Below are 18,048 nucleotides of genomic sequence, written 5' to 3' on the forward strand. Positions count from 1 at the left end.
TTTCCATAGCGATGCTGTCTGGCACGCCATTCATGACGAAGATTTCATTCGATATCGTCGGTTTCGACCTCGACGGGACCTTTCTCGACACCAGCGGCGACCTGACCGCGTGCGTCAACCATGCGCTTGGCCTGGCGGGCCGGCCGTTGCTCAGCGTCGAGCAGGTCAAGCCGATGATCGGCGGCGGGGCGAAGCATATGCTGACGCAAGGGCTGGACGCGACCGGCGGGTGCGAACCGGAGGAACTGCACCGGCTCTACAAGCTGATGCTGGGTTATTATGAGGCGCATATCTCGGTCCATACGGCGCCGTTTCCGGGCGCGATCAAGGCGCTCGACCAGCTTGATGCGCTGGGCGTTAAGAGCGCGATTGTAACCAACAAGTTCGAGAGTTTCGCGCGCAAGCTGCTGAGCGAGCTTGGCCTGATCGATCGCTTCGCCACGGTGATCGGCGGGGATACGATGGGTCCGGGCCTGTCCAAACCACATCGCGCACCGATCGACGAAATGATCCGCCGCTGCGGTGGCGGCCGCGCGGCGTTTGTCGGCGATTCGATCTATGACATCATGGCGGCGAAGAATGCCGGTATTGCGAACATCGCGGTCAGTTTCGGGTTCCTGATGCAGCCGATCGGGGAACTGGAGGCCGACGCGGTGATCGACGGGTATGACGAACTGATTCCGACGCTAAGCCGACTTGGCTGAGATCGGGAAGCGCGAACAGGAGATCGATTATGAGTCCCAACAATTTGAAATGGTTCATCCTGACGATCATCGCCGCGATCGTCGGCGTGTTGTTCGGTCCGGTGCTTTTTCGAAGCATGGGAAGCATGGGCGGAATCGTGGGGATCGCGATCTTCGTCGCGATTATCGGGTACATCGTCTATCTGCTGGCCGCCAATAAGGTCGGCAAGGCGGCCGATCCGGCAATGGTGAAGGACGCCCGATCGCTTGTCCCGGCACCAGGCACGGCGCGCATCTATGTCGTACGGCGCGGATTCATGGGCGGCATGGCGGGCATGAAAGTCGACATTGCCGGCGTGGCATCGGGGCAGATCCGCATGAACCAGTTCGTGATGGCCGAGGTATCGCCCGGAACCTATATCGTCGAGACGGCGATGGCCCGTAACGGCATGAAGCCGTCCAATTCCGAGTCCAGCCTGACCCTGGACGAGGGAGAGACCGTGGTGTTGAAGGCGACGCTCGAAGTTCGCGCGACTCACGCGATCACCGTGCAGAAGCGGCTCTCGCCAGGCGAAGCGCGCTCTGAGATCGCGAGTGCGAAGATGGTGCAATGGACCAGCTGATCAACGGCGCCCACATTGATCAGGCGATCGGCCGACCCGTCTAATTATAGATGAGTGCGTTCGAATTAACGTGATAGCCGGCCAACTTCGCCTTGCCGTCATCGGTCCGGTAGTAGAATTGCTCGTCGGCGGTGCCGCGGGTGTAGGTGGCGCTATAGCCGACGGTCATGAAATGACCGGCCGGGGAATAATTATTGTTCCACCCACCCGTTTTGCCGGTCTTGAACGGCCCCAGTTTGCGATGGACGACGTCCAGCAGTTTGATGAAATCGGCCTTGCTGCTCACCCCCTTCAAGTCGGCGGCTGAGCCTTCATAGATTTGCTCGAAATGGCCGGCATCGATCATCTGGTGGAACTGATCGATCGCCTTGTTGGTCGCCGGCAGATCATCGGCCATCGAACACGCCATCAACGTCAGCGGCATCACCATCGCAAGACACTGATAACGCATATGACGTCCCTCCAGAGACAAAATGGTCGCACAGGAGTCCGACGAAGTCGAGCCATCGCAAGGACGCCGGCACGCGCGCACAAAAAAAGGCCCCACTGTCCAGGAGGGGCCTTTCGAGTCGCATCGAGGGATGGCGTTATTTTTCGCCGTTGTCCTTCACGCCGACAGTCGGCACGTCGATGGTTTCGGTCTCGGTCTTGACCTTGGGCACTTCGACCTCGGTCTTCTTGGTGCCGACGACGACTTCCTTGGAGTCCAGATCGACCTGGGGCAGCGCACCGCCCTCGACCGCGACCTTGGGCAGCTCGCCTTCCTTGGTCACGTCGGCGCTCCAGAAGCCGGTCGCGAACAGCAGCCCGACAATCGCGACAATCGCAACCAGAATGATTGCGATGGTCGTTCCGCCACTACGGCGCCTGACGACGGTTTCCGTCTCGTTTCGATAATCGCTCATGTCACATCCTCCCGTTTTGAACGGTTCTGTAACCGGAACGTCGATTTATTGTTCCGTGATAATCGATCGATAAGTTTCCGGCGACTCTCACGCCATCACATCTTCGGTCGCCGCGAGTCGCAAACGCTCTCGCTTGAAGCTTCTCGGCGTGGTCAAACCCAGCATTTGCATGCGCGCGCGCGTCGCTTCCTGCGATCGACCGATCGCGCCGGCGATCACCGGCACGGAGTCACCGCGCGCGACACGTGCGCGTAGATCGACGACATCCTCTTCGGACCAGCGTTTGTTGGGCATTGTTCGACCTTCCTACAAATGAAGAAATGAATTCGCGGATTGCCGTATGGATTAAATCGTCTTTCGACGTGCTGAACCCATCTGTCAGCTTAGATAAATCTTTCTATTCGTTCATCTTGTGCGATTCGATCGCGATATCTTGACTATATGTACAGGAGTGAATTCAGGCCGGCGTATGCCCATGACGCCATTTGATCCACAGGTGTCGCGCGAGCATCATCGGTGGCATGCGCAGCAAGTGCGAACGGATATAGAAACCAAGCCGAGTGAACGGCCGGATCGGCCAGCCCCAGCCATCGCGCGCGGTCAGGCGGCGAAGATAGAGACGGTCGGCGGCTGAGAGTGTCGCACCATCGCCAAAGAGCGCCGCGGCGAGGCGCAGGGCGCGGCCGACTTCACGTTTCAGGCCGTGATGCGCCGCGCGCTGAACCAGCCCATCGGTCCCGAATTCACCGACCAGGCAATGCACATCCCACAGGTTGCGCATGCCACCGGCCAGATCGCCATCGGCAAACAGATGCGCCGCCGCATGGACCAGCATGTCGTTGGGCGACAGCACGCGCATATCGGTTGCGAGTTCGATACTCGCCTCGAGCAATGCCTGCGCGTCCGGCGTAATACGCGCGGTCAGCGGCAGGATGGTGTGGTGCACGTCGATCATGCGATCGCGATCGCGGTGGATCAGCGGTGGCAGTTCGTGCATCCAGCGCCGATAATAGGCGTCGTCATAGGGATCGGGCTTGACCCATTCCCAGCCGCCGGCGAGCAGCGCCGCCTCCACCACATCGATCCGGTCACGGGCGACGAGAATGTCGAGATCGCCGATCGAGCGTCCCTGTCCGGCCGCCAGCCCGGCCGCGACGAACGCGGTGCCCTTGAGCAGCACCACCGCCACGCCGAGCGGCGTCAGCACACGCCGCGCCATCTCGGCTTCCCACAACGCGGCGATACGTCCTTGCTCCGCCGAGGCACGCGCGTCCCCGAGGATGCGCTGCACCGCGTTCGGGACAGCCAGCCCCTCCAGCCGATGCGCCAGCGTGCCGATCAACTGTTCGGCGCGCGCAATCGCCAGCAAATCGGTCCAGCCCGCGCCATTGAGCGCGAGCGTGGTTTCGGGCGTGCGCAGCGCACGCGCGAGCAGCCACCCGTCGTTCATGACGCCGCCTCGAGAGCGAGATCGGACCAGGCGGCTTCGACCTGCGCCAGTGCGCTGTCGGTATCGGGATAGTCGATCGCCAGGGCGGGGATCGCCTTGACCAGCGAGGTCAGCGCGGTGAAGCCGCGTTCGCCCATCGCGGTGTAATTGGTCGAAGCCTGAGTGAGGCGCACGAACACTTCGCTGTGCGGCACCGCGCGTGACGCGGCTGCATAACCGAAACTGGGAAACAGCAGCAGCGCCGGCCTGGCGGGTGTCTCCATCGCCGCAATCGCATCCGCGCCCGGCACGAGATGGCGGATATCGCCCTTGGGCGTGCCCGCGAGAAGCGGGCCGAAGCGTCCCTCCGGCACCGCCTGTTCGATCACCCCGATCGCCTGATTCTTCAGGCTGACCAGCCGGGGAAAGGCGTGGACCAGCCCGGTCGCCGGATCGAGCAGGGCGAACTCGTCACCCATCAAGCGCCAGCCTCTCGCGCCGAGCAAAGCCGCCAGCGTCGATTTGCCCGAACCCGACACGCCGGTCATCAGCAACGCGCGCCCGTCGCGTTCGACCACCGAGGCATGGAGCAGCAGATAGCGCCGCTGCCCCAGCGCCATTTGCAGGTTCATGCCCATTTCGGCGGCGAGCAGCCCTTGCGCGAGCGGCAGGGGTGCTGCTTCAGGCAACACGAAATCGCCGCCGATCATTACCGACGGGCGCACGACACGCCGCCACGGCCGTGCTGCGAACAACCGGACATTATAGTCCGGCACGCCATCCTGTGGTGCTGGATAGTGTGAATAGAGCTCGGCCAATTGTTCGATCGGCGCGCGCCAGTCGGAACCGATGCGAAAACCGATCGGCCCGATGCGTACGGAGAAGACGTGCCTCATGCCGCTTCGACCAGCCCGGCGGCCACAAGTTCGTCGAGCCGCGCCGACAAGGCGCCTGCATCGCCATCGGGCATGTCGAAATCGGCGAAGAGACGCTCGGTCAGCGCGGGCAATGTCATGCCTGCCTCACCCAGCGCCACGAGAATCTCGGGCGCGGGTGCGGTCAGCAAATGGGTGATGCCGGACGAGCGATGGTAGAGCAGCGTGAAATCGTCGAGCCAGTCGATACACAGCGTCTCGACGCGCGCGGCGCGAAACAGCGTATCCAAAATCAGCCGCGCGGCATCTGCAACGATGCGAAACAGGTGAAACCGCTGGTGCCCGACTGCAAGCGACGGATGTAATTGGTATAGGCACGGTTGGTTTCGTAATCGGTGCCAGGCAAGCGCCCGCCCGACAATGCCGTTTTCACGTCCTGTCCCTTGAACGGCCTACCGGCGGGCGCGAAGGCGCCGGGTGTTCCGGCCGGGACCAGCGTACCGTCGGCGGCGATATAGCTGCCCGCGCGGCCGGGATCGGGCACGGGGATCTCACAGGTCAGGATCGAGGCCTGGGTCTGTGCCAGCGCGGGACGGATCGAAATGATCGCCGACGCACCGACCGCGCCAAGCATCAGCGCGCGCCGGCGGGTGGTACCCTCCGGTGGCAGTTCGCCTGGCAGTTCGGCTTCTGGAATATCGTCGCTCATCGCCCACCTTTACCGATCCAGCCCTTTCATATTCGTGAAACACTGGCAAGCAGGCCTATCCCGGTTAAGCATGATTGCGCTACACGACGGCCGATGTTTACTGGTTTTGGTCCCCGCACATTCACCGCGATCGGCATCGTCCTTGTGGCGACGGCGGCCGTTTACTTCATTGGGCACAGCGCACAGGCGGCGCTGGTGACGCTGATCGCCGGCGTCGCCGCGGTGCTCGCCGCGGCCGGCACCGGCGAAGTCGCCCATGAACCCGCACCGCCGCCGCCTGCCGAACGCAAGGCCATTGCCGTGCCTGACCTGGGCGAAGTGATGGAAGCGATCGTCGAACCGGTGCTGATCGTCACCGATGGCCGGGTCAGCCATGCCAACAGCGCCGCACGCGCGTTGCTCGGCGGACATATCATCGGCGAAGATGTGCGACTGGCGATCCGCCACCCCGCCGCCGCCGAACGGCTGTCCAACCCGCTCGCGGGTCATTCGTCGCGGCCGATCGACCTGGTCGGGCTGGGCACGATGGATCAGCGTTGGGAAATGCGCATCGGGCGCGCATCGGGCGGGCAGCGCATCGTTCACCTAATCGACCAGACCGGCAATTACGCGGCGGAAAAGATGCGCGTCGATTTCGTCGCCAATGCGAGCCACGAACTGCGCACGCCGCTCGCGTCGATCCTTGGATATATCGAGACGCTGGGCGACGAGAAGGCGGGCGAAGACGCGCAAGTGCGCAACCGCTTCCTCAAGATCATGTTCGATGAAGCACGCCGCATGCAGCGGCTGGTCGAGGACCTCATCTCGCTGAGCCGGATCGAGGCGGAGAAATACCGCCTGCCCGATCGCGCGGTCGATCTTGCCGCGCTGATCGGCGAGGTTCGCACCGAATTCCATGATGGACAGGACGGCCGCGGCGACATTATCGCCGAGATCGAAGCGGATGTACCGCCGGTCGCGGGCGATCAGGCACAGTTGAGCCAGGTGCTGCACAATCTGATCGGCAATGCGAAAAAATATGGCCGCGCCGGCGCGCCCGTTTCGGTCCGGCTGTGGCGCGATCAGACCAACATGGTGCGAATCAGCGTCGCGGATCAGGGCGACGGCATCGCGCCCGAACATATCCCGCGCCTGACCGAGCGATTCTACCGCGTCGATCCGGGCCGCAGCCGCGCCGCGGGCGGCACCGGGCTTGGCCTTGCGATCGTCAAGCATATCGTCGAGCGGCATCGTGGGCGGCTGGATATCGCCAGCACGCTCGGCAAGGGCACGACAGTGACGATTTTGTTACCCGCACATCAGGCGCAGGCCGGAGCCGCTGTCACAAAAGCGTAACCGTATTGTCACACAGGCGCCTCCATCACGGTGCTAGCGCGATCCGGCGAGTCGATCCGACCTCGCTCTGCCTGAGGGGTTCCATGTTCAAGAACATCGCGCTTATCGCCGTTTCCGCGCTCGCGCTCGCGGCCTGCCAGGATCAGGCCAATGGCGGTGGCGCCGGATCGCGCGACCAGATCAAGGCGGTCGGGTCGTCGACGGTCTATCCGTTCACGACGATCGTTGCCGAACAGTTCGTCAACAAGAACCCGGGCATGAAGGCGCCGGTGATCGAATCGACCGGTACGGGCGCCGGCATGAAGCTTTTCTGCGCCGGTGTCGGCGCCGCGCATCCGGATATCGAAGCCGCGTCGCGCCGCATGAAGGCGTCGGAATATGCCAGCTGCAAAGCGCACGGCGTCAGCGACATCATCGAAATCCAGGTCGGACTGGACGGCATCGCTTTTGCCGAGGCGAAGAACGGGCCGAAGCTGCAGCTGAGCCCTGCCGATCTCTACAAGGCGCTCGCCGCCAAGCCCGAAGGCAAGACCAACGCGTACAAGACGTGGAAGGACGTCAACCCGGCACTGCCGGCGATTCCGATCCAGGTTTACGGCCCGCCCTCGACCAGCGGCACGCGCGATGCGCTGACCGAACTGATCCTCGACAAGGGTTGCGCCGAGGTGACGCCGAGCGTCAAGGCGCTGAAGGATAGCGACAAGGATGCTTATGCCGCCGCTTGCAACCGCATCCGCGAAGACGGCGCCTATATCGACGCCGGCGAGAACGACAATCTGATCGTCCAGAAGCTGCAATCGAACCCCAATGCGGTCGGCATCTTCGGTTATTCCTATCTTGAGGAGAATATCGACAACCTCAACGGCGTGCCGTTGAACGGGGTCGCGCCGACCTATGAGACGATCGCGCAGAACCAGTATCCCGGTTCGCGGCCGCTCTATATCTACGTCAAGAAGGCGCATCTGGCGGCGATCCCTGGCTTGCAGAAATTCCTCGATGAATATGTCGCGGCGTGGAACCCGGGCGGTCCGTTGACCGCCAAGGGCCTGATCGCCTCGCCACAGGATGTGCGGACCAGTTCGGCCGCGATCGTCAAGGCGGCGACGCTGCTCGATCCAACCGTACTGAAATAATGATATCGGGCTCCGATCCAATGACCGGAGCGCATCCTCCGACACGAGACTTTTCGCGTTGTCCACGCTTGCCCTTCTATTCCTGATTGCCGGACTTGGCCTGATCGCCTGGTTGTCCGCGCGCGTCCGCGCGGTCAGTTTCCGCCGCGACAGCAGCGCCCGGTTCAGCTCGCTGCCGTCACATCACGGCACCTATGTCGCGCTGTGGACGCTGCTGCCCGCCGCGCTGTTCATCGCGGTCTGGTCGTCGGTCTCGCCTGCGCTGGTCACCGATACAGTGCTGACTTCGCCTGCTGCCGCGCAACTGCCGCCGCCGGGCTTCGAGCGCGCCGCGGTGCTGTCGGAGGCGCGCAACATCGCCAATGGCCGCACTTTCGGATCATTCAATCCGATCGCGCAGCAACTCGCCCCGGCCTATGGCGCTGCGCAATCGCGCTATGACTGGATCGGCACGGCCGCCGCGCTGCTGCTCGCCTTTGCCGCGGGCGCCTGGGCCTATCTGCGCATCAAGCCCGACTTCCGCGCACGCACGAGGGTCGAGCGGGTGGTGATGCTGTTGCTGCTTGGCGCGTCGCTGATCGCGATCCTGACCACGGTCGGCATCGTCGCCTCTTTGTTGTTCGAATCCTGGCGTTTCTTCCAGATCGTGCCGATCGGCGATTTCCTGTTCGGCACGCATTGGAGCCCGCAGGTCATTCCGGCGAACGACCCGGGCAGTGCGCTTGGCGCGGTGCCGTTGTTCTGGGGTACTTTCTTCATCGGCGCGGTGATCGCGATGATTGTCGCAATCCCGTTCGGCCTGATGAGCGCGATCTATCTGACGCAATATGCGGCGCCGCGCGTGCGCCGCTGGATGAAGCCGATCCTCGAGATGCTCGCCGGCGTGCCGACCGTGGTTTATGGATATTTCGCCGCTTTGACCGTTGCCCCCGCGGTACGCGATCTCGCCGTGTCGCTCGGCGTGACCTGGGCCAGTTCGGAAAGCGCGCTCGCCGCCGGACTGGTGATGGGCGTGATGATCATCCCGTTCGTGTCGTCGATGGCGGATGATTCGATCGCCGCCGTGCCCTCGTCGATGCGCGACGGCAGCCTGGCGATGGGCGCGACGCCATCGGAGACGATCCGAAAAGTGCTGCTGCCCGCCGCGCTGCCGGGTGTGGTCGGCGGCGTGCTGCTGGCGATCTCCAGGGCGATCGGCGAAACGATGATCGTGGTGATGGCCGCGTCGGGCGTCGCCACATTGTCGCTCAATCCATTCGCCAGCGCGACCACCGTAACCAAGCAGATCGTCGATTTGCTGACCGGCGAGGCCGAGTTCGACAGCGCCAAGACGCTTGCCGCCTTTGCGCTGGGGCTGACCTTGTTCGTCGTCACCCTGCTGCTCAACATCATCGCGCTGACCGTCGTCAAACGGTACCGGGAAGCATATGAATAGCGTGTCCTCCACCCTTGCCGGCGGCGCATCGGATCGCGTGCCGGACCGCGCACCGACCGACTGGCGGACCGACGCGATGCAGCGCCGCATCCGCCGTCGTTACGGTGCCGAGCGTCGCTTCAAGCTGCTTGGGCTGTGCGCGGTGCTGGTCTCGGCGGGATTCCTCGCTTTCCTGCTGGTGACGATGTTCCTCAACGGCGCAAGCGGTTTTACGCAAAGCGAAATCAAGCTGCCGATCGATTTTCCGCGATCGAGCGTGATGCTCGATCCGGCGCTGCTCACCGGCAAGGATGCCGATGCCGCGCTGGCCGCAGCGGGCCTGGAAAAAGCCACCGACGACGCGGCGGTCGCCGCGTTCGGCCCCGGCGGCGACAAGCTGTTATCAGACGGCGCGTGGTTGCGTGTGCGTGACTCGGTGAAGGCCGATCCCACATTGCTGGCCACGCGAGCGGTCATCTCCGTTCCTGCCTCCGCCGCGATCGATATCGCAGTAAAAGGCGAAGGCGGGGCCGACGCGGAAAAGCTCGCCGCACGGCTTCAGGCGCGCGGGCTGATGACGACCGGCTTCAATCCGTGGTTCCTGACCAATTCGGATTCGACCGACCCGACCATGGTCGGCATCTGGGGCGCGCTGAAAGGCTCCTTGTTCACGATGCTCGTGACCTTGTTGCTCGCCTTCCCGATCGGCGTGCTGTCGGCACTCTATCTCGAGGAATATGCGCCGAGGAATCGCTGGACCGACCTGATCGAAGTGTCGATCAACAACCTCGCCGCGGTGCCGTCGATCATCTTCGGCTTGCTTGGCCTCGCCGTGTTTCTCGGCACGTTCAACCTGCCGCGTTCGGCGGCGTTGGTCGGCGGGCTGACACTCGCGCTGATGACCATGCCGGTGATCGTCATCGCCGGCAGGAACGCGATCAAGTCGGTGCCGCCATCGATCCGCGACGCAGCACTCGCGGTCGGCGCGAGCCCGATCCAGGTCGTATTCCACCACGTTCTGCCGCTTGCCCTGCCCGGCATCCTGACCGGCACGATCATCGGCATGGCGCGTGCGCTGGGCGAGACCGCGCCGCTGCTGATGATCGGCATGCGCGCCTTCATGGTATCGCCGCCCGAACGACTGACCGACCCGTCGACCGTATTGCCGGTGCAGATCTTCCTGTGGTCCGACCAGGTCAATCGCGGCTTTGTCGAAAAGACCAGCGCGGCGATCATCGTCCTGCTGGTGTTCCTGCTCGCGATGAACGGGCTTGCCATCTACCTCCGCAACAAATTCGAGACCCGCTGGTGATGACCGAACAACATCTTAAGATCACCGCCCGCAACGTGAACGTCTTCTATGGCGCGAAACAGGCGATCACCGACGTTTCGATCGATGTCGATCAGGACAATGTAACCGCCTTTATCGGCCCGTCGGGCTGCGGCAAATCGACCTTTCTGCGCACGCTCAATCGGATGAACGACACCGTCGCCAGCGCACGGGTCGAGGGTGATATCCGGCTCGACGGCGAGGACATCTATGCATCCTCGATGGACGTGGTGCAGTTGCGCGCTCGCGTGGGTATGGTGTTCCAGAAGCCCAATCCATTCCCCAAGTCGATCTACGAGAATGTCGCCTATGGCCCGCGCATCCACGGGCTGGCCGGGAGCAAGACCAATCTCGACGGGATCGTCGAACAGTCGCTGAAGCGTGCCGGCCTGTGGGATGAGGTCAAGGACCGCCTGACCGAAAGCGGCACCGCGCTATCGGGCGGCCAGCAGCAACGGCTGTGCATCGCGCGCGCGATCGCGGTCGACCCGGAAGTGATCCTGATGGACGAGCCCTGTTCGGCGCTCGACCCGATCGCGACGGCGAAGATCGAGGAACTGATCCACGAACTGCGCGGCCGTTATGCGATCGTCATTGTCACGCACAACATGCAGCAGGCCGCGCGCGTCTCGCAAAAGACCGCCTTCTTCCATCTTGGCACGCTGGTCGAATATGGTGCGACCTCGGACATCTTCACCAATCCGCGCCAGGAGCGGACCAAGGACTATATCACCGGCCGATACGGCTGATCATGGGACCAATGTTGTGAGTGACCATACGGTAAAGGCTTTCGACGAAGATATCGGCGAACTGCGCGGGTTGATCGCGCAGATGGGCGGATTGGCCGAACAGGCGATCGGCGCCGCGATCGACGCGCTGCAACGCCATGATCTCGCCGCCGCGGCCAAGGTCGTCGCCGGCGACAAGCAGATCGACGCGATCGAAATGCAGGTCGAACAGCTCGCGGTGCGCATCATCGCGCTGCGCGCGCCGATGGCTGACGATCTGCGCGAGGTCGTCGCCGCGCTGAAGATCGCCAGCGTGGTCGAACGCATCGGTGATTACGCCAAGAACATCGCCAAGCGCGTGCCCGAGATCGACGCCCATAGCGAGATCGAGCCGCTATCGATCCTGCCCGCCATGGCCAATCTGGCCAAGGCGATGGTCCATGACGTGCTCGACGCGTTCGCCGCGCGCGACGCCCAGGCCGCCGTGGAAGTGTGCGAACGCGACCGCGCAGTCGACGATTTCTACAACAGCCTGTTCCGGGTGTTCGTCACGCACATGATGGAGAACCCCAAGACGATCGGTCAGGTCGCGCAATTGTTGTTCATCGCCAAAAATCTCGAACGGGTCGGCGATCACGCCACCAATGTTGCCGAGATGGTTTATTATGCCGCGACGGGCGAACATATGGCCGAACGGGACCGTAGTTCGCTGATCACGAACGAGGAGGTTTAAGTCATGGCACGAGCCAGGATGTTGCTGGTCGAAGACGATGCCGCTCTTGCCGAGCTGCTCGTCTGGCATTTCAAGCGCGAAGATTTCGAGATCACGCACACCCCCGATGGCGAGGAAGCGTTGCTGCTCGCCAAGGAGGCGACTCCCGATATCGTGCTGCTCGACTGGATGGTCGAGGGACTCTCCGGAATCGAAGTGTGCCGCCGCCTGCGTCGCATGCCCGAAACGCAGAACGTGCCGATCATCATGCTCACCGCGCGCGGTGAGGAAGAGGATCGCGTGCGCGGCCTGGAAACCGGTGCGGACGACTACGTCACCAAACCCTTCTCGCCGCGCGAACTGGTTGCGCGGGTCGGTGCGGTGCTGCGTCGCGTGCGGCCGGCGCTGGCCGGTGAGCAGCTGACATATGCCGATATCGAAATGGATACGGTCGGCCACAAGGTACGGCGATCGGGCGACTTCATTCCGCTGGGACCGACCGAATTCCGCCTGCTCAAGCATTTCCTCGAGCATCCCGGCTGGGTGTTTTCGCGCGAACGCTTGCTCGATGCGGTGTGGGGGCATGACTCCGACATCGAATCACGCACCGTCGACGTGCATATCCGGCGACTGCGCAAGGCGATCAACGAAGGCGGCCGCGCCGACATCATCCGCACCGTGCGATCGGCCGGTTACGCGCTGGATTCGGCGGCCTGATGGCAGGCGCTGCGTCGTGACGGGCCGAGGGGGCGTGTGCGATCACGAACGAATGTGTCCCGGGTCCTCTGCCATTACGGCGACAATGAGCGATATGCCGTTCAGGGGGTGGTGCTAAGGTCTGGATCGGTTGAATCCGTAGATCATACAGTTCGTTAACCAGCGGCGCGTACCTTGGTGGCACGAGGTGCGTGCCAGTGTTCCGATCTGCAATCGCTATCCCTGAGGGGACCTATGTCGAACTCGTCCAGAGCCTGTTCAGGACGCTCCTGACCACGTCCATCATCGCGATTTCGTTCATCGCCGTGGCATTTATCGTGTCTTCTCAGACACCCGATCCCGCCCTGACCCTGCTTACAATCCTCGGATCGATATCGGTCGTCGCCCGGCTCGTCATCTTGCTGCTCTTCCGGGGGCAGGCTGCAGACGCCGGACTGGGCGTGGCCAGGGCATGCCAACTTGAGCGCTTGTTTGCCGTGAGTTACCTGAGCTTCGCCGCGATCTTCGGCATATTCAGCGCGCGGGCCTTCGTTGTTGCGACGCCAGACGCGCATGTTCTCGTCATCGGACTGCTGGTGGGATACGCGGCGGGAGTTGCGGCGGGGATAGCGTTACGCCCCTGGATTAGCGTGAGCGCCGTGGTCCTCGGCGTGGTGCCGACGATCCCGGTTGCTCTGGCGAGCGGCAACCCCATTTACTGGGCGCTCGGAGCGCTTCTGACGATCTTTCTTGCCGGGGGCATCCACAGCATCCTTTCCAACTACCGGCTCTCCTCCGGCGGGATCACGTTGAAGCGGCTTTTCGCCGACATGGCGCGGAGCGATGTCCTGACCGGCTTGCCGAACCGCTTCGGCCTTGGGGAGCGGTTCAATGAGGTGACGATGTTGGGACGCGACAGCGGTGATGTTGCTGTCCATTGCCTTGATCTGGACCGTTTCAAGCCGGTCAACGACCGTTACGGGCATCCCGTTGGCGATCTGCTGTTAAAGGCAGTGGCGGATCGCTTGTCTCGCACACTTCGCGGTGGTGATTTTGCCGCGCGCGTCGGCGGCGACGAATTCGTGATCGTCCAGAGCGGTGTCAGGGACGCCACGGAAGCTGAGTTGCTTGCCCGGCGCGTCGTGCGCGTGATCTCCGAACCCTATAATATTGGCGATCTCACAATTACCATCGGCACGAGCATCGGATTCGTTCTCGTGTCGGGACATGGGCACGGGCTCGACAAGCTCATCGAGTCTGCGGACGAGGCACTGTTAAGGGCAAAGGGCGCCGGCGGTGGCTGCGCCAGCCATGCGATCGGCCTGCGACGCACGGCCTGATCTCCGTAGCGGCGCGCCCAGCTTTATCTGGCAAGAGATCGTCGCGACTCGCCCGACCTGGCTGCCGCACCGGCAGCAACCCCATTGGCTTGATTACTCACCAACCGTCACACCGGATACCTCAGCGGCTCCCGCGCCAGATCTTGAGCCTGGCGTGCCCGGCCAGGCCACCGCTGCCGGCCTTGCAACGTTCGTAGCGATAACGCTTGTCGAGGCACAGCCAGACCTCGTCGAGCCACCCTTTGGTTCCGGTGACGCGGATCGCCTTGGCCGGCAATCCTGGATTGGCCGCCGCAAGCGCGGAGGCGAAACGCGCGACGGTCAGCGGCCGGCGCGACAGCCCGTCCATGTCGGGATAGCGTAAGCTGCCGAACATCCGCGTCGAGCGCGCGAAATAATCGACCGGCGTCGTGGCCATGCAAGTGCCGTGCTTGGCCCATTCATGCTGGATCAGCTGAGCCGAGGGCGTCGAGCAGAGCGCGCCGCGGATCACGGCACGCGGGACGATCGCTGTGGATTTGCAATATTGCGGCCATTGCTTGCCGACGCCGTCGGGCCACAGGCCGTGCAGTGTGAAGCCGAAGCGATTGCCCGATCCGCACTGGAACCGCGCCGAAGGTTCGCGGCCCTTGTCGCGGCAATATTGCGGCGCCCAGGTGATCGCCAGCGTATAGCTGCCGATCGGCAGTACGCGCTGCGGCTCGCTGGCCGAGGGCAGATCGGGGCGCGGGTCGGGCACCATGCCCGGCACGGCGCATTTATAGGCCTGTGCCTGCGCGGCCACCGGCGTGCCGATCAATGCACAACCCAGAAGCAATGTCCCGATACGCATTTTCATACGCTCGCCTCGCCGAACCAGACTTTAGTGTCCGGCCGGAACAGGAACCAGATCGACACCAATTGAAGCGCGGTGCTGAGGAGTCCAAGAATGCCGCTAAGGCCGGACCGGTAGGTGCCTCCCGCAAGAGCAAGGAGCATGAAAACAGCCGCGGCCGCCACCAATATGGTCAAGATCCATTTCGCGACAACAGCGCCGCGGCGCGCAATGAAATACCAGAGGAGCATAGTGATGCAGAACCCGATCACGGTAGTTACCGGCACGAGCCAGCTTATGATCTCTGCGGCCTCCGGAACCTGCGCGGTCTGCGTAGCAATGAGCGCTTGGGTCGACGACCAGGACATTATGGTGTTGATTACGCCAATGGCGAACCCTCCCAGATAGAGGCGCTCGAAAGTGACGATCGATGCTGGCCGGTCCATGCCCCATTCCCCTTTTGTTCGACTCGACACGTTAGTTCGCCCGCGGCGCGGCGCAACCGGAATTTGTGTCTTAATCGAGCGAAGCGAAATCGAGACCGATATCGGCGGCGGGCGCCGACTGGGTCAGGCGGCCGACACTGACATAAGTGACGCCGGTTTCGGCGATCGCGCGGATCGTATCGAGCCGCACGCCGCCCGATGCCTCGGTCGGCACGCGCCCGCCGACCAGGGTGACCGCGCCGCGCAGCATTGGCGGCGCCATGTTATCGAGCAGCAAATGCGTCGCACCGGCCGCCAGCGCGGGTTCGATCTGGTCGGTCGAATCGACCTCGACGATGATGCGTTCGATGCCTGCCGCCTTGGCGCGGCGCACTGCCTCGGCCACACCGCCGGCGACTGCGACGTGATTGTCCTTGATCATCGCTGCATCCCACAGGCCCATGCGGTGATTGGTCGCGCCACCCATGCGCGTCGCATATTTCTCCAGCACGCGCAGGCCCGGGATGGTCTTGCGGGTGTCGAGCAGGATCGCGCCGGTGCCGAGTATCTTGTCGACATAGGTCCTTGTCATCGTCGCGATGCCCGACAAATGCTGCACGGTGTTGAGCGCCGATCGTTCGGCGGTGAGCATCGCCCGGCCGTTTCCCTCGAGCCGCATCAGGTCGGTCCCCGCCGCAACTTTCTGTCCGTCCTCGACCAGCCGCTCGATCTTCACTTGCGGGTCAAGCGCGCGGAAGAACGCTTCCGCGATCGGCAAGCCGGCAACGACGATCGCGTCGCGACTGTCCATCACCCCAGTGAAGCGCGCATCGGCGGGGATCACGGCGGACGATGTGATGTCGCCAGCATCACCGAGATCTTCGGCGAGCGTCGCCGATAGGAACGCAGCGAGGTCGAAACCGTCAAGGGTGAAGGTCAAGGCTATCTCCGGAAGACTCGGTCATCACGTCGCCCGTCCCTGTCGCACGGGCGAACGCGCTTTAAAACAACTCGCTGGTCATTGCGCCAAAGCTTCTGCGTAGGGTTTGCGCGAATGCGATGTCCGGCTAGGCTGAGCGCATAACATAATCGCCCAAGAGGATTCCAATGCGCCGCACCTTTGCCCTGTTGCTTGCCGCTGCCACGTTGCCCACGCTGCCGCTTGCCGCCGCCCCGGTCGCGGCCGCGCCGCAAACGGCCGCCGAACGCGCCTTTGCCGCTTTGTCGAACCGCTATGTACAGGGCATCGCTTTATTCTCCCCCGTCTATGGCACGCCGCTCGGCGATCATCGCTTTGACGACCGGATCGGCGATGTGTCGGCCGCGGCCCGTGCACGCCGGGTAACGCATGACAATGCACTGCTCGCCGAGCTCGGCCGGGTCGACCGCGCGAAGCTGAGTCGCGAAAGCCAGGTCGATGCAGCCCTGCTCGACAATGCGCTGCGCTACGATCTGTGGGACTTGCAGGTCCTGAAGAGCTGGCAGTGGGACGCGCAGATTTACAACGACATCGCCGGCACCGCGCTTTACGGCCTGGCCGCGCGCGATTTCGCGCCCTGGCCGCAGCGGCTCAAATCGGCAACCGCGCGGATGGAGGCGATGCCGGCTTTCTATGCCCAGGCGCGAGCGCAGCTGATCCCGGCGCGCGTGCCGGAAATCTATGCAACGACCGTGGCGAAGCAGAATAACGGCGTGGTCGACATCGCGGAGAACATGCTCGCGCCGCATGCGGGCGAGCTGAACGCGGCCGATCGCAAGCGCTTCGATGCCGCTTTGGTTACATTGAAAGCGGCCGTCGCGGAGCACCAGAAATGGCTCGACACGGTGCTGGTGCCGCAGGCCAAGGGTGATTTCCGGCTCGGTGCCGCACTGTATGACCAGAAGATGAAATATGCGCTGGTCTCGACGCTCACGCGACAGGAGATCAAGGCGCGCGCAACCAAGGCGGCGACCGATACCCGTACCGAGATGTATGCACTGGCGCGGCAAGTCCTGACCGGCAAGCCAGGCGCCCCCGCCCTGCCCGACCAGCCCAGCGCGGAGCAGCAACAGGTGGCGATCGAAGCGGCGCTGGCGCGCAGCTATGCGCAACGGCCCGCACGGGACGGCGTGATGGACAAGGCCAGGGCGACCCTTGTCCAGGCGACGGATTTCGTGCGCGCCAAAGGGCTGGTCACGATGCCCGACTCCCCGGTGAAGATCATCACCATGCCCAAATTCCAGCAAGGCGTCGCGGTCGCCTATTGCGACAGTCCGGGCGCGCTCGAGCAGCAACTCGACACATTCTACGCGATCTCACCGATCCCCGACGACTGGACCGATGCGCAGGCGACCAGCTTCCTGTCCGAATATAACGACTATATGATTCAGGAGCTGAGCATCCATGAAGCGATGCCCGGCCACTATCTGCAGATCGCCCACGCCAACCGGAACAAGTCGGTGCTGCGCGCGGTGCTGTCGTCCGGGCCGTTCGTCGAAGGCTGGGCAGTCTATGCCGAGGGCATGATGGCCGATGCCAATTATATGGACGGCGATCCGCTGTTCAAACTGACCGTACTCAAGATGCGGCTGCGCTCGATCACCAACTCGTTGCTCGATATCGGTATCCAGACCGAAGGCATGACCCGCGACCAGGCGATGACCCTGATGACCAAGGGCGCGTTCCAGCAGGAGCGCGAGGCGGCGGGCAAATGGACGCGGGCGAGCCTCGGATCGACCCAACTGCTGAGCTATTTCACCGGCTATAGCGAACATATGGCGATGCGCGAGGAGGCCAAGCAGCGGCTCGGCGCGAAGTTCGACCTGAAGACCTATAACGACGCGGTGCTGGCGCACGGGTCGCCGCCGGCACGCTTCGTACGGCAATTGATGTTCGACCTGCCGATCGGGTGAGCGAT

General features: G+C 63.3%; 21 protein-coding genes. 11 read left to right on the forward strand and 10 right to left on the reverse strand.

Annotated elements, in window-relative coordinates:
• Positions 1-32 precede the first annotated feature (32 nt).
• Positions 33-704 (forward strand): HAD-IA family hydrolase, encoded by a 672-nt coding sequence (locus G4G27_RS11945; protein ID WP_183108866.1) that lies wholly within the window; start codon positions 33-35, stop codon positions 702-704.
• Positions 705-733: 29 nt separating this feature from the next.
• Positions 734-1,306 (forward strand): hypothetical protein, encoded by a 573-nt coding sequence (locus G4G27_RS11950; protein ID WP_183108867.1) that lies wholly within the window; start codon positions 734-736, stop codon positions 1,304-1,306.
• 40 nt (positions 1,307-1,346) lie between these two features.
• On the opposite strand, the gene G4G27_RS11955 is transcribed toward G4G27_RS11950, so the two are convergent.
• From G4G27_RS11955 to G4G27_RS11985, 7 genes are all read right to left on the reverse strand, one after another.
• Complete coding sequence (locus G4G27_RS11955) at positions 1,347-1,757, reverse strand: DUF4019 domain-containing protein (protein ID WP_183108868.1); 411 nt, start codon at positions 1,755-1,757, stop codon at positions 1,347-1,349.
• Positions 1,758-1,893: 136 nt separating this feature from the next.
• Complete coding sequence (locus G4G27_RS11960) at positions 1,894-2,211, reverse strand: hypothetical protein (protein WP_183108869.1); 318 nt, start codon at positions 2,209-2,211, stop codon at positions 1,894-1,896.
• Positions 2,212-2,298: 87 nt separating this feature from the next.
• A complete protein-coding gene (locus G4G27_RS11965) occupies positions 2,299-2,505 on the reverse strand; it encodes a hypothetical protein (RefSeq protein WP_183108870.1) in 207 nt (68 codons plus the stop codon).
• Between the two features lie 163 nt (positions 2,506-2,668).
• Positions 2,669-3,661 (reverse strand): nucleotidyltransferase family protein, encoded by a 993-nt coding sequence (locus G4G27_RS11970; RefSeq protein ID WP_183108871.1) that lies wholly within the window; start codon positions 3,659-3,661, stop codon positions 2,669-2,671.
• Positions 3,658-4,536, reverse strand: coding sequence for an HprK-related kinase A (locus tag G4G27_RS11975; protein WP_183108872.1), 879 nt, complete (start codon positions 4,534-4,536; stop codon positions 3,658-3,660). Before G4G27_RS11975 ends, G4G27_RS11970 begins: the two co-directional genes overlap by 4 nt.
• Complete coding sequence (locus tag G4G27_RS11980) at positions 4,533-4,805, reverse strand: HPr-rel-A system PqqD family peptide chaperone (RefSeq protein WP_244624314.1); 273 nt, start codon at positions 4,803-4,805, stop codon at positions 4,533-4,535. Before G4G27_RS11980 ends, G4G27_RS11975 begins: the two co-directional genes overlap by 4 nt.
• A gap of 2 nt (positions 4,806-4,807) precedes the next feature.
• Positions 4,808-5,224: a hypothetical protein gene (locus G4G27_RS11985; protein ID WP_183108873.1), complete on the reverse strand. Its 417-nt coding sequence runs from the start codon at positions 5,222-5,224 to the stop codon at positions 4,808-4,810.
• Positions 5,225-5,317: 93 nt separating this feature from the next.
• On the opposite strand from G4G27_RS11985, the gene G4G27_RS11990 reads away from it, so the two are divergent.
• The 8 genes from G4G27_RS11990 (at position 5,318) to G4G27_RS12025 (ending at position 13,912) form a co-directional block, all read left to right on the forward strand.
• The gene (locus G4G27_RS11990; RefSeq protein WP_183108874.1) at positions 5,318-6,559 is read left to right on the forward strand and encodes an ATP-binding protein; all 1,242 of its coding nucleotides are present in this window, start codon (positions 5,318-5,320) and stop codon (positions 6,557-6,559) included.
• Positions 6,560-6,642: 83 nt separating this feature from the next.
• The gene (locus tag G4G27_RS11995; RefSeq protein WP_183108875.1) at positions 6,643-7,692 is read left to right on the forward strand and encodes a substrate-binding domain-containing protein; all 1,050 of its coding nucleotides are present in this window, start codon (positions 6,643-6,645) and stop codon (positions 7,690-7,692) included.
• 58 nt (positions 7,693-7,750) lie between these two features.
• Positions 7,751-9,127: a phosphate ABC transporter permease subunit PstC gene (pstC, locus tag G4G27_RS12000; protein ID WP_183108876.1), complete on the forward strand. Its 1,377-nt coding sequence runs from the start codon at positions 7,751-7,753 to the stop codon at positions 9,125-9,127.
• Between the two features lie 76 nt (positions 9,128-9,203).
• Positions 9,204-10,418, forward strand: a complete 1,215-nt coding sequence (gene pstA, locus G4G27_RS12005) for a phosphate ABC transporter permease PstA (protein WP_183113766.1) — start codon at positions 9,204-9,206, stop codon at positions 10,416-10,418.
• Positions 10,418-11,185 (forward strand): phosphate ABC transporter ATP-binding protein PstB, encoded by a 768-nt coding sequence (gene pstB, locus G4G27_RS12010; protein ID WP_183108877.1) that lies wholly within the window; start codon positions 10,418-10,420, stop codon positions 11,183-11,185. Before pstA ends, pstB begins: the two co-directional genes overlap by 1 nt.
• 16 nt (positions 11,186-11,201) lie before the next feature.
• Positions 11,202-11,897: a phosphate signaling complex protein PhoU gene (phoU, locus tag G4G27_RS12015; RefSeq protein ID WP_183108878.1), complete on the forward strand. Its 696-nt coding sequence runs from the start codon at positions 11,202-11,204 to the stop codon at positions 11,895-11,897.
• 3 nt (positions 11,898-11,900) lie between these two features.
• Positions 11,901-12,593, forward strand: coding sequence for a phosphate regulon transcriptional regulator PhoB (phoB, locus tag G4G27_RS12020; protein WP_183108879.1), 693 nt, complete (start codon positions 11,901-11,903; stop codon positions 12,591-12,593).
• A gap of 197 nt (positions 12,594-12,790) precedes the next feature.
• The gene (locus G4G27_RS12025) at positions 12,791-13,912 is read left to right on the forward strand and encodes a GGDEF domain-containing protein (RefSeq protein WP_183108880.1); all 1,122 of its coding nucleotides are present in this window, start codon (positions 12,791-12,793) and stop codon (positions 13,910-13,912) included.
• 121 nt (positions 13,913-14,033) lie between these two features.
• Here the strand turns inward: G4G27_RS12025 and G4G27_RS12030 are convergent, their stop codons facing one another.
• From G4G27_RS12030 to nadC, 3 genes are all read right to left on the reverse strand, one after another.
• Positions 14,034-14,750: a ribonuclease T gene (locus G4G27_RS12030; protein ID WP_183108881.1), complete on the reverse strand. Its 717-nt coding sequence runs from the start codon at positions 14,748-14,750 to the stop codon at positions 14,034-14,036.
• Positions 14,747-15,172 carry a hypothetical protein gene (locus G4G27_RS12035; RefSeq protein ID WP_183108882.1) on the reverse strand — a complete coding sequence of 142 codons (426 nt, stop codon included), beginning with the start codon at positions 15,170-15,172 and terminating at the stop codon, positions 14,747-14,749. The genes G4G27_RS12030 and G4G27_RS12035 overlap by 4 nt, the downstream gene beginning before the upstream one ends.
• A gap of 70 nt (positions 15,173-15,242) precedes the next feature.
• Positions 15,243-16,091 (reverse strand): carboxylating nicotinate-nucleotide diphosphorylase, encoded by an 849-nt coding sequence (gene nadC, locus G4G27_RS12040; RefSeq protein WP_183108883.1) that lies wholly within the window; start codon positions 16,089-16,091, stop codon positions 15,243-15,245.
• Positions 16,092-16,258: 167 nt separating this feature from the next.
• Here nadC and G4G27_RS12045 point away from each other — a divergent pair, with 167 nt between their 5' ends.
• The gene (locus G4G27_RS12045) at positions 16,259-18,043 is read left to right on the forward strand and encodes a DUF885 domain-containing protein (RefSeq protein ID WP_183108884.1); all 1,785 of its coding nucleotides are present in this window, start codon (positions 16,259-16,261) and stop codon (positions 18,041-18,043) included.
• Positions 18,044-18,048: the final 5 nt, after the last annotated feature.

It is taken from the genome of Sphingomonas sp. So64.6b (assembly GCF_014171475.1).
GTDB lineage: Bacteria > Pseudomonadota > Alphaproteobacteria > Sphingomonadales > Sphingomonadaceae > Sphingomonas > Sphingomonas alpina_A.